12 protein-coding genes are annotated in these 12,013 nt (G+C 46.9%); 5 read left to right on the top strand and 7 right to left on the bottom strand.

All coding sequences use genetic code 11. The features are described from left to right. The 6 genes from EPO18_RS09615 to EPO18_RS09590 all read right to left on the bottom strand — a co-directional run. Window positions 1-399, bottom strand: a 399-nt coding sequence (locus EPO18_RS09615; protein ID WP_292433148.1) for a hypothetical protein, incomplete at its 3' end; no start/stop codon positions are given. 282 nt (window positions 400-681) lie between these two features. After that, window positions 682-1,761 carry a threonine synthase gene (gene thrC / locus EPO18_RS09610; protein WP_292433147.1) on the bottom strand — a complete coding sequence of 360 codons (1,080 nt, stop codon included), beginning with the start codon at window positions 1,759-1,761 and terminating at the stop codon, window positions 682-684. Between the two features lie 7 nt (window positions 1,762-1,768). After that, a complete protein-coding gene (locus EPO18_RS09605) occupies window positions 1,769-3,079 on the bottom strand; it encodes a homoserine dehydrogenase (RefSeq protein ID WP_292433146.1) in 1,311 nt (436 codons plus the stop codon). Window positions 3,080-3,294: 215 nt separating this feature from the next. Further along, window positions 3,295-4,479 carry an alanine transaminase gene (gene alaC, locus EPO18_RS09600; RefSeq protein ID WP_292433145.1) on the bottom strand — a complete coding sequence of 395 codons (1,185 nt, stop codon included), beginning with the start codon at window positions 4,477-4,479 and terminating at the stop codon, window positions 3,295-3,297. A gap of 103 nt (window positions 4,480-4,582) precedes the next feature. Next, window positions 4,583-5,353, bottom strand: a complete 771-nt coding sequence (gene kdsB, locus EPO18_RS09595) for a 3-deoxy-manno-octulosonate cytidylyltransferase (protein ID WP_292433144.1) — start codon at window positions 5,351-5,353, stop codon at window positions 4,583-4,585. After that, entirely contained in the window at window positions 5,350-5,544 is a 195-nt protein-coding gene (locus EPO18_RS09590) for a Trm112 family protein (RefSeq protein WP_472850884.1), read from the bottom strand. The genes kdsB and EPO18_RS09590 overlap by 4 nt, the downstream gene beginning before the upstream one ends. Before the next feature lie 187 nt (window positions 5,545-5,731). Here EPO18_RS09590 and EPO18_RS09585 point away from each other — a divergent pair, with 187 nt between their 5' ends. From EPO18_RS09585 to EPO18_RS09565, 5 genes are all read left to right on the top strand, one after another. Continuing rightward, window positions 5,732-6,235, top strand: coding sequence for a CDP-archaeol synthase (locus EPO18_RS09585; RefSeq protein ID WP_292433143.1), 504 nt, complete (start codon window positions 5,732-5,734; stop codon window positions 6,233-6,235). Window positions 6,236-6,258: 23 nt separating this feature from the next. Continuing rightward, on the top strand, window positions 6,259-7,011 hold the full coding sequence (locus EPO18_RS09580) for an endonuclease/exonuclease/phosphatase family protein (protein ID WP_292433142.1): 753 nt from the start codon (window positions 6,259-6,261) through the stop codon (window positions 7,009-7,011). Continuing rightward, on the top strand, window positions 7,008-7,595 hold the full coding sequence (locus EPO18_RS09575; RefSeq protein ID WP_292433141.1) for a CDP-alcohol phosphatidyltransferase family protein: 588 nt from the start codon (window positions 7,008-7,010) through the stop codon (window positions 7,593-7,595). Before EPO18_RS09580 ends, EPO18_RS09575 begins: the two co-directional genes overlap by 4 nt. A gap of 72 nt (window positions 7,596-7,667) precedes the next feature. Beyond that, the gene (tfpB, locus tag EPO18_RS09570) at window positions 7,668-9,464 is read left to right on the top strand and encodes a type IV pilus assembly ATPase TfpB (RefSeq protein WP_292433140.1); all 1,797 of its coding nucleotides are present in this window, start codon (window positions 7,668-7,670) and stop codon (window positions 9,462-9,464) included. A gap of 132 nt (window positions 9,465-9,596) precedes the next feature. Beyond that, a complete protein-coding gene (locus tag EPO18_RS09565) occupies window positions 9,597-10,874 on the top strand; it encodes a hypothetical protein (RefSeq protein ID WP_292433139.1) in 1,278 nt (425 codons plus the stop codon). Window positions 10,875-11,068: 194 nt separating this feature from the next. On the opposite strand, the gene galU is transcribed toward EPO18_RS09565, so the two are convergent. After that, on the bottom strand, window positions 11,069-11,950 hold the full coding sequence (gene galU, locus EPO18_RS09560; protein WP_292433138.1) for a UTP--glucose-1-phosphate uridylyltransferase GalU: 882 nt from the start codon (window positions 11,948-11,950) through the stop codon (window positions 11,069-11,071). Window positions 11,951-12,013: the final 63 nt, after the last annotated feature.

The following is a 12,013-nucleotide window of genomic DNA, read 5'->3' as shown; positions in this document are numbered from 1 at the left end:
CCCGGATATACCCGCTTCTTCCAATCTAGCAGGGAGAACGCCCTGTTGGTTTTTGTACAATTCAATTCTTTCTTTCAAGCTTTCCAATTCGCCTTGCTCAACACACTCATTAGCTAGATGAGCTAGTGGAATCGTCAGGAAGAAAGTAACGCACAATAAGACAATTTGAACGCCAAACTCTTTTCCAGAACATTTCCCCTTAAAAACAAGAGCCACTTTTATAATAAGCCAGCCTAATATCACCCAGATGGGTAATCCCAAGGTGATGATAAGGAAGAATATTGTCATACCGTAGAAAGAATACCACGGCATGAAGGCAACAAAAAAAACACCACAGATGATTAGCGTAATCAGATATTGACGCAAGAACAACTTAGCTGCCATAAAACTGGGCTTCATGTTGCTTCCTATAGCTTTGTTTTTTAGCGAGCAAAGAAAGTCTTCTATTGCTGCCGCTCGAACCAAGTTATTTAGGCCTATACAAGGCTACCGCACTTCTTTCCAGCCTCTCGGTACACAAATGACGCAATGAATGGCAAGTAACTGTCAACCAAAATCCACAATGTAATGCAAAGCCAAAAACATTTCGAACGAGGCAACATGCCCCGTTCGGCTACCGTTTTCTGGGTTCCCGAATGAAGTTTGGGTGCCAGCGCAATGGTTCAATTTGCAAGGTTCTCTTTATAAACAATCCAAAATAGCCCGCTTAACCGCATCCAAACTAGCGTCAATCGTCACAGGATGTGCAGCAGTACATTGCGAAATAGCGGTATCGGGATCTTTTAAGCCGTTACCGGTTAAGGTGCAGACAATTTTACTGCCTTCGGGAATTTTCCCGGAACCAATATCATGCAAGGCTCCGGCTAAAGAAGTTGCCGAGGCTGGTTCGCAAAAGATGCCTTCATATTGAGACAGCATTTTATGAGCGGCTAAAATCTGCTCGTCGGTAAATTTGTCGAACCAGCCGCCGGACTCTTTTTGCGCAGCCCAGGCAAAATCCCAAGATTGCGGATGGCCGATGCGTATCGCTGTGGCAATGGTTTCCGGCTCATCGATCATATGACCGGCTAAAAACGGTGCAGCTCCAGCAGCTTGGTAACCGCACATGACTGGGCGAGTACTGCATACACGACTGGTGGCATATTCAGTATAGCCTTTCCAGTAGGCAGTGATATTTCCGGCATTGCCGACCGGCAGGCAGTGATAGTCAGGCGCAAAACCGAGGTCGTCGACAATTTCAAAAGCGGCGGTTTTTTGTCCGTCAATTCTAAACGGATTGATCGAGTTAACGATGGTGACTGGCGCATGATCGGCGACTTCTTTAACCAAGGACATGCCCTTATCGAAGTTGCCGTTGATCTGAATGATTTCGGCACCGTACATCAGGGTTTGCGCCAGCTTGCCGAGAGCAATTTTGCCGTCGGGAATCAACACGAAGGCTTTAATGCCTGCGCGTGCCGCATAAGCAGCGGCAGCAGCCGAGGTATTGCCGGTTGAGGCGCAGATGATGGCTTGACTGCCCTCTTCTACGGCTTTGGTGACCGCCATGGTCATACCGCGATCCTTGAATGAACCGGTTGGGTTCAGGCCTTCAAACTTGACGTAAATGTCGACATCTTTGCCGATCAAACGGGGGATATTTTGCAGTTGAATCATCGGCGTATTGCCTTCATTCAAGCTGATAATGCGAGTGGTTTCGCTAACCGGCAGGCGGTCTCTGTAGCGTTCAATCAAACCGGTGTAGTGTTTGTGCGTAGACATGTTTTATTTATCCTAAAGTTTCCAGGCGGATTCGGTTGACTTTACCGGTAACGGTTTTTAACGCCTCAATTTCAGCGATAGCCACATTCATTTCTTTTTCCAGTGTGACCTGAGTCAACAAGATAATCGGTACTGAAGTTTCATTTTCCAACGGCTTTTCCTGTCTGATGGCCTCAATACTGATTTGATGGTCGGCCAAAATCCGGGTCACTTCAGCCAACACACCCGGCTTATCTTCCGCATTTAGCCGCAAATAATAAGCGGTTCTGAACATGTCCGCAGGTAAAACCGGTATATCGGCCAAAGCATCGGCCTGAAATGCCAAATGCGGCACGCGGTTTTCAGGGTCGCTGGTTAGAGCTCTGACCACATCGATCACATCGGCGACGACAGAGGACGCAGTAGGCTCGGCTCCTGCTCCGGCTCCATAATAAAGCGTAGGGCCGACCGCATCGCCTTTAATCAAAACAGCATTCATGACGCCGTTGACGTTGGCAATAAGACGACGTTCAGGAATCAGCGTCGGATGCACCCTTAATTCGATACCTTCCGGCGTTTTGCGGGCGATACCTAAATGTTTGATGCGATAACCGAGTTGTTCTGCGTACTCGACATCGGCGCGGGTAATCTTGGTAATACCTTCGGTAAAAACTTTGTCAAACTGCAAAGGTATGCCAAAAGCAATCGACGCCAGAATGGTTAACTTATGACCGGCATCTATGCCTTCCACGTCGAAAGTCGGATCGGCTTCTGCGTAGCCCAGGGCTTGTGCTTCGCTTAATACGTCGTCGAAATCACGGCCTTTATCGCGCATTTCGGTCAGGATGAAGTTACCTGTGCCGTTGATGATGCCTGCCAACCACTCGATGTGGTTGCCGCTTAAGCCTTCGCGTATGGCTTTGATGATGGGAATACCGCCGGCAACAGCAGCTTCAAAGGCGACGATGACGCCTTTTTCGCTGGCTTTAGCAAAAATCTCGTTGCCATGCAACGCGATCAGCGACTTGTTAGCGGTAACAACGTGCTTGCCGTTTTCTATGGCTTTTAACACCATGTCCTTGACCTGCCCTGCCCCACCAATGAGCTCAAGAATGATTTCAATTTCCGGATCATTGATGATTTCAAAAGGATCGGTCGTTAAGGCGATGCCTTGCGTGTCGCATATACGCTGCTTGTTTAAATCCTTTGCCGAGGCGCGAGTGACAATGATCTCACGGCCTGCTCTTCGGGCAATTTCCGCTGCATTTCGCTTCAACACATTGACGGTGCCGCCACCGACAGTACCCAATCCTAATACGCCTACTTTTACCGGTTTCAAATCAAACTCCAGTTAAAAACTATTTTGCACAAAGAAAAATGGAACACGGATGACACAGATAAGTAAGGATTTAAAAGCACATAACAAACTTGGTGTGGCTTTAATAGATCCGTTGAGCCGGTTCCCAAGCTCCAGCTTGGGAACTTCAAAAGAATATAAAAAATCCGTGTAAATCCGTCTAATCTGCGTCATCCGTGTTCAATCATTTAACCCGATTATATAACCTTGTCTTTCTTCATCATATTGCGAATGCCGCGAACCGCTTGGCGGGTTCGGTGTTCGTTTTCAATCAAACCGAACCTGACATGATCATCGCCATGCTGGCCGAAGCCAATGCCTGGAGAAACCGCCACTTTGGCTTCTGCCAGCAGCTTTTTGGAAAACTCAAGCGAGCCCATATGCTGATACGCATCTGGAATACGCGCCCAAACAAACATGGTTGCTTTTGGTTTTTCAACCGGCCATCCTGCTGCGGTTAAGCCGTCGCACAATACGTCTCGTCTTTTTCTATACATCTCGGCAATTTCAGTAACGCATTCCTGAGGGCCTTCAAGTGCTGCAATCGCGGCAATTTGGATTGGCGTAAACGTGCCGTAATCCAGATATGATTTAATGCGCGCCAAAGCGGAAACCAGTTCTTTATTGCCGCACATAAAGCCCACACGCCAACCCGGCATGTTATAACTTTTTGACAGTGAGAAAAACTCTACCGCGACGTCTTTTGCGCCTTCGACCTGAAGAATCGACGGTGCTTTATAACCGTCGAAAACGATGTCCGCATAAGCAATATCCTGTACCACCCAGATATTATGTTCTTTAGCTACAGCGATAATTTTTTCGAAAAAATCCAGCTCTACACACTGGCTGGTCGGATTACCCGGAAAATTAAGAATCAGCATTTTCGGCTTTGGCCATGAATCGACAATGGCTTTTTGCAATTCTTCAAAAAAATCGCCGCCCGGAACCATCGGCACATGCCTAAGGTCGGCGCCGGCAATCACCACACCATAAGGATGTATCGGATAAGCGGGATTAGGCACCAAAACGACATCCCCAGGCCCTAAAGTCGCCAAAGCCAAATGTGCCAAGCCTTCCTTTGAACCGATGGTGACAATGGCTTCGGTTTCCGGGTCTAAGTCCACATCAAAGCGGCTTTTATACCAAGTACAGATGGCTTTTCTTAACCGGGGTATGCCTTTCGAAACGGAATAACGATGCGTATCGGGGCGTTGGGCAGACTCAATCAACTTGGTTACGATATGATCGGGCGTAGCTTGGTCGGGATTACCCATACCAAAATCGATAATATCTTCTCCTGCCGCTCGGGCCTTGGCTTTCAGATCAGTAACAATATTAAAAACGTAAGGAGGTAAACGACTTATTCTATGAAATTGTTCCATTGACTGCTCTTGAAAAACCAGTGTTTAAGTAAAAGTTAAAAAATGTTGCCCAAGGTACTGTTATTAATAGGCTATGTCAAATGTAAACAATACCTGAGACGATTTAATGATTCGAGCGCAATACTTGTTCGACGCGCATCAAGTCCTCTTGCGTATCGACACCGGCGGGCGGCGTTTTATCGACAATTTCCACCCGAATAGCTTCGCCTTGCCATAAGATTCTCAGTTGTTCCAGGGATTCGACCGATTCAAGCATTGATGCATCCCAGAGGCAGTAGCGGTTTAAAAAATCAACTGTATAAGCATACATGCCGATATGCCTAAGATAAGGCAAAGTCCCGGAAGGCGTACCGCCTGACCGGCTAAACGTATCCCTTTCCCATGGAATAGGCGCGCGGCTAAAATAAAGTGCATAACCGGTCTTATTCAAAACCACTTTGACTGCGTTTGGATTGAAAATTTCTTCGGGATCTGCGATCCTGGCAGCCAGTGTCGCAATGCCCGCTTGCTGTTGGCCTGCCAATGCTCTTGCGACATCGCGTATATAGGCCGGTGGAATAAGCGGCTCATCGCCTTGCAGATTAACAATGACTTCATTGTCCGCCCAGCCGCATAGCCTTGCGACCTCGGCGATTCTTTCGGTACCGCTTTGATGATCCGCACGAGTCATGACGGCTTTGAATCCCAAGTCGCCTACCGCCTGAAAAATGCGGTCATCGTCGGTGGCGACAATGATTTCATCGGCATCGGCTTCCTGGGCGCGTTCACAAACATGCGCAATCATCGGCTTGCCTGCAATATTTAACAGCGGTTTGCCCGGCAACCTTGTCGATCCGTATCTTGCCGGAATGACGACTTTAAAACGCGTATTCATTTGGATAATGCGTCGATTTCTTCGAGGCTTAATTCACGGGCTTCGTCTTCCAGCATGACCGGAATATCGTCACGGATAGGGAAAGCGATACGATCGGCTTTGCAGATAAGTTCCTGCTTGGACTTGTCATAAATCAACGGACTTTTGCACAAAGGACAAGCCAGAATATCGAGCAGTTTTTTATCTATCATAATTTTCTCTTAAATTTATAGTCATCAGGGCCGTTTTTTGCCTTTTGGTATTTTACAGCATTTTACAGCATTTTTAAGCTGCCGGTTTATACACTCAAACGACGGAGTGCCACACCTAATCTGAATCGACAGAGATTGTTAACTATGATCAAATAGCGGAGCTTTTCTGTGCAACCGGGGTTTCAACATGACTGCGCTATCGTTATGTTTATATTGCATTACTCAGACTATCGCATTGCTTGTTGCAGCAAACGGCGCTCCAGTGCTAATCAACAAAGCGCTAGGGCAACGCTGGTCATGCCCGGTGGATAACGGAGTTAAACTGCGCGACGGCCAACGCTTGTTTGGCAAAACCAAAACCTGGCGCGGCTTGTGCTCGGCAATTTTCTTTACCACTATTGCAGCAATCTTAATCAAAGTAGAACCTTTTACGGGTGTATTATTCGGCCTGTTGACAATGGCCGGAGATTTGCTAGCCAGCTTTATAAAACGCCGAATGAACTATATTGAGAGCAGCCGAGCGCGAGGTCTTGATACAATGCCTGAATCCTTGTTACCGATATTATTTTTAAAAGAGCCACTCGCGTTAAACTTTATCGACATTATCCTGATTGTGATGCTTTTTTTCATGATCGAGGAATGGGTATCCCCGATTCTTTACCGATTGCATATTCGAAAGCGGCCTTATTAGAAAACTTCACCAACAAAATACGTATGAATCAAAAAGGATTACGGATATTAACTTACAATATCCACAAAGGCTTTAATGCCGGCAACCGCAGGTTTGTGTTACACCAGATTCGGGATGCATTGATAGCCGCCGATGCCGATTTAATGTTTTTGCAGGAAATGCAAGGTGAGCACCAACAGCATCAGCAAAAAATCGCCGACTGGCCGGTTTTATCCCAGCTTGAGTTTCTTGCTGAAAACACTTGGCCTTTCCACGCCTACGGCAAGAATGCGATTTATAATGCCGGCCATCACGGCAATGCTATTTTGAGCAAATATCCGTTCGAACACTGGGAAAACATTAATGTATCCCCTTTTCCTTGGGCCAGCCGCAGCCTATTGCATGGCGTTATTCGAGCGCCTGGTAGCAGTCAGTGCTTACATATTGTGTGCATTCATTTCGGGTTGACAGGCAAAGAGCGCCGCCTGCAGATAGGCAAATTATCAGCCCTTATCGATGGCGATGTGCCGCACGATGCGCCGTTGATTATTGCCGGTGATTTTAACGATTGGCTGGGACAGGCAGATCGACTGTTCCATGACCATCTGGGCTTGCAGGAGATTTTTCGTGTAACTCATGGCCGTTATGCGCGAAGCTTTCCAGCTTGGCTGCCTTTTTTACCGATGGACCGTATTTATTACCGCGGTTTGATGCCTGTCTCCTGCGAACGGCTGACCCATGCACCTTGGAATGCGCTTTCAGATCATGCGCCATTAACAGCATCATTTGCCTTATGAGCGATAAGCAACCCAAACTGACCTTGCCTAACCTGCTGACCGGGTTTCGTTTTGTCGCGGCCCCCATATTGTTATGGCTAGCATGGAATGGACATGCAATTGCCTTTATGGAGCTGTTAGCGGTTGCTTTTCTTACCGACTTGTTTGATGGCATGGCCGCTCGGCTGAGCGGGCAAGTTTCCCAGTTTGGCGCTACTCTCGATAGCTGGGCGGATGTAATCACTTACCTGACCATAGCATTATGTTGCTGGTGGTTATGGCCTGATGTGGTGACAAGAGAACTGCTTTATGTCGGTCTGATTGTGGCCAGTTGCTTATTACCCGCGCTTGCAGGGATTCTCAAGTTCGGACGTTTTACCAGTTATCATACTTGGGGGGTTAAAATCGCCGCCGCGTCTATGGGTTTGACCTTATATGTGCTGTTTCTGGATGGCCCGCCGTGGCCGTTTCGGATAGCTGCAATAATATGCATGCTCGCCGCCATTGAAGAGATAATAATCACCTTGTTGCTGCCTGAGCCCGAATCCAATCTGCGCTCGCTCTGGGATGTATTAAAACGTTCTGCGCCGCGGAATAATCGCTAACCATAGAGCTCTTAGATCCTCACTGGCTGCTACAATAATCGATAAGCAATTCGCAAATTCCAATTTAACGCCATGCACCATTCACTAGTTAGCCACAAGGGTCAGCAAGAGACCAAATTAACGCTTAGCCAAGTATTACTCTGGCTGCAGGAAGACGGGATCATTTCGGACACGGACTTAAAAAAATGCCAGATGTATGGAAAATCATCGGCCAGGCAAGCCAAACACCCGCTCAATATCCTTGTCGAATGCGGCATAACCGACCAAACCCAGCTGGCAAAACCCTTAACGCTTGAAAACTTGACCCAGTGGCTGGCAAAAAAAGTAGACCTGCCCTATTACTACATCGACCCATTAAAAATCGACATTCCTTCCGTGACCTTAATTTACAGCCACGCTTATGCTGCAAACTATAATATTCTGCCGATTAAAGTCACCAAAGAGGAAGCCGTTATTGCTACTGCAGAACCTTACATTCGCTCTTGGGAGGCTGATCTTAAAAAAATCCAGCCGGGAAAGATAACCCGCGTATTGGCTAATCCGGACGAAATCAAACGTTACTTAAGTGAGTTTTATGCATTTGCCAAATCTTTAAAAGGAGCAACAGATAATTCCGCCGGTCAATCAACCAACACTATTTACAATTTTGAACAACTGGTTGAGCTAGGCCAGATTAGCAACCTGGATGCTGAAAACCAGCATATCGTCAATTTGGTTAACTGGTTATTGCAATACGCGTTCGACCAGCGCGCCAGTGATATTCATATCGAACCTCGCCGTAATCAAGGCAATGTGCGCTTTAGAATCGACGGCATTTTGCATGATGTGTATCAACTGCCCGCAGCCATTATGAACCCGGTGATGAGCCGGTTAAAAATTCTCGGCAGAATGGATATCGCTGAAAAAAGACTGCCGCAGGACGGTCGTATTAAAACGCATATTTCCGGAAAAAAAGAAATTGAGTTGCGGCTCTCCACGATGCCCAGCGCATTCGGCGAAAAAATGGTCATGCGCGTCTTTGATCCGGAAGTGTTGACACGCGATTATAAACAACTGGGTTTTAACAACCACGAAAAGGCAGTCTGGAATAGACTGATCCAACACTCGCACGGCATTATTCTGGTCACAGGGCCAACAGGTTCAGGAAAAACAACCACGCTGTACTCAACCCTGAAACATCTGGCTACTCCCGAAGTAAACTTGTGTACCGTAGAGGATCCGATTGAACAGATTGAGCCCAGCTTTAACCAATTGCAGGTTAAAGCCAGCATAGGCTTAACCTTTGCCAGTGGCATTCGCGCTTTAATGCGCCAAGACCCCGACATTATTATGGTAGGAGAAATTCGCGATCTGGAAACAGCGGAAATGGCGATTCAAGCCTCGCTTACCGGGCATTTGGTATTTTCCACTTTACATACCAATAATGCCCCCTCGGCCGTAGTTCGCTTGCTGGATATTGGCGTACCCGCTTATTTGATTCAGCTCACTTTATTAGGCGTAATGGCGCAACGTTTGGTACGCGTTTTGTGCCGGGAATGTAAAAAACAGGTCAGCATAGACGACGAACAATGGTCGCAACTGATTACGCCTTACAAAGCGCCGACTCCCACCCATATCTATGAGCCCATAGGCTGTAAAGAATGCAAGCATACCGGATATTCGGGCAGAATAGGCATTTATGAAATATTCAGCAGCTCAGCGGCATTAAAAAAATTAATGATAAGCGGTTGCGACAGCGGCGTTCTACAAAAACAAGCCATGCTTGAAGGCATGAGGCCGCTGCGGTTGAGCGCGGCAGAAAAAGTAGCGTCGGGGATAACCAGTATTGATGAAATGTTAAGAGTCACGCCTGAAAACATCGGTGATTGATGTAGCACAATTCCATCTTCATAAGTCCCATAAAGCCCCGCTCGCAAGCGTACCCAGGCACTACTCTGGAAAACCAGGATTTTCTGTAATAATCTGTCGGTTAATCCTCCATAAATGACCAAACAATAACTTATGGCATCATCTCTCCAAGTTGACATCAATCAGGGATTCGAGCAATGCAATACTGAATGCCGTTGCGTTTCACTTGATCGAAAAAAACTGCATGAGACCTTACGGAAACAACTTGGTGACGATTCGATGTACCGGATGCTCACTGAAGAGCGGCCTCATCTCTTCGCCGAATCCTTAGTTTTTGTCGACGAAACCCACATACGCAGGCAATTCGAAATTATTGCCGCCATAGAAAAAGTTATTGCAACGCCCGCTTATCAGCAGCGCGTTTTGGCTTACGCTCCCGATACGGCAAAGTTTATTCCCAAGGCGCATGGCGTTTTTTTCGGCTATGACTTTCACTTAAGCCCCGAAGGGCCACAATTAATTGAAATAAACTCCAATGCCGGAGGCGCGTTGCTGAATACTGTTCTGGCTCGCGCACAGAGAGCCTGTTGCGATTCCGCAGCTGAGAGCCAAAGTCCTGAACAGGTATTTATGGCGATGTTTATTGAAGAATGGCAAGCAGAACGAGGCCAACAGCCCTTGCATTCAATCGCTATCGTTGATCAGAATCCGGCGACCCAGTTCATGCTGCCGGAATTTTTATTATTTAAAAAATTGTTTGAACAAAACCATATTAATACTGTTATTTGCGATCCTTCCGAGCTTGAATACCGGGACAGTGCGCTTTGGCATGAAGGTATGGCTATCGATCTTGTTTACAACCGCTTAACTGATTTCGGACTGGAATCCCAAACACTAAAACCCTTGCGCGAGGCCTACTTAGCCAGCGCAGTTGTCGTCACGCCCCATCCCAGAGCTCACGCGCTTTATGCCGATAAAAGAAATCTGGTGATATTGACTGATGAAGCCGCGTTGCGGGATTTAGGCATTGCCGAAGAGACCAGAGCCCTGCTGCTTGAAAGCATTGCCCATACAATTTGCGTACATAAAGAAGATGCCGAAGCCTTATGGGCGGCCCGCAAACGGTTATTTTTTAAACCGGCCAAAGGCTACGGCAGCAAAGCCGCATACCGGGGCGACAGAGTGACCAAACGAGTATTCGCAGAGATTACACAAGGCAATTACGTGGCGCAAACGCTAGTAAAACCGAGTGAACAGCAGTTGAAAGTAGAAAATGAAATTGTCGACCTTAAACTTGATCTGCGGCAATATGTTTACAAGGGACAATCGCAGTTAACAAGTGCCCGTTTATATCAAGGGCAAACCACTAATTTTCGCACTCCCGGCAGCGGTTTTGCGGCTGTTGTGGTGGTTGCTGGCGGAAACAATTAATTCTAGAAAAATCGTAACCATTCACACTAAAGAAAAATGGAACGCAGATGACGCAGATGAATATGATGAACACAGATATATCAAGGAAAATCTTATTTTATCTTAATTATCAGCGTCATCTGCGTTCCATTTTTCTAGCTGCCGAGTAGTGTTAGTTGCTCGTGTCTTTCCTGGATAAAACGCAGTATTAATGCTTAATCAAGAGCCAGATTTTTCAAATAATCCCTGAAATCGTCCTTCAATTCTTCATGTTCCAAGCCGAATTCAACAGTTGCCTGCAAATAACCGATTTTTGATCCGCAATCGTAACGTTTGCCCTCAAACTCATAAGCCAATACTTGCTCATCATGCATCAATGCAGCGATAGCATCGGTTAACTGAATTTCGCCGCCGGCGCCACGCTCCGTTGTTTCGATTTTCTCGAAAATTGCGGGCGTTAAAATATAACGTCCAACTACCGCAAGGTTTGACGGTGCGCGCTCAGGGGCGGGTTTTTCAATAATCAGATCGACCTTTCCTACCGATGGAGACACTTCCGTAGTTTTGACGATCCCGTATTTGTCGGTTTCCTGAGGATCGACGCGCTCTACGCCTAATACGCTGCACTGATTTTGATCGTATTGCTGAACCATTTGCGTCATGCAGCCGCTACCGCTTCTATTTGCAATCAAGTCGTCAGCGAGGATAACGGCAAACGGTTCATCGCCAACGGCCGGCTTGGCGCAAAGCACCGCGTGACCCAATCCCAATGCCTCAGGCTGACGAATGAACACGAATGACACATTCGGCGGGATTATTCCCTTAAGTGTTTTCAATAACCCGGTCTTGCCGCGAATAGTCAGCTCATTTTCCAGTTCATAGGCCTTGTCAAAATGATCCATGATGACGTTCTTGGTGCGGCCAGTGATAAATATAATCGTATCGATACCTGCTGCTACTGCTTCTTCAACACAATACTGAATCAAAGGTTTGTCTACAACCGGTAACATTTCCTTTGGGCTGACTTTGGTGGCAGGTAAAAAACGGGTTCCGAGACCCGCGACAGGAAAAACTGCTTTTTTTATTTTTTGATTCATCTGATGCATTCTCGACAATACAGACCATTAAAAAATCAGATGCTGGGGTAGCATTTGATCATC

The sequence above is a fragment of the Methylobacter sp. genome, from assembly GCF_004322395.1.
Taxonomy (GTDB): Bacteria; Pseudomonadota; Gammaproteobacteria; order Methylococcales; family Methylomonadaceae; genus Methylobacter_A.
The sequence above is the reverse complement of the archived record's forward strand: the minus strand, read 5'-3'. Positions and strand labels throughout refer to the sequence as shown.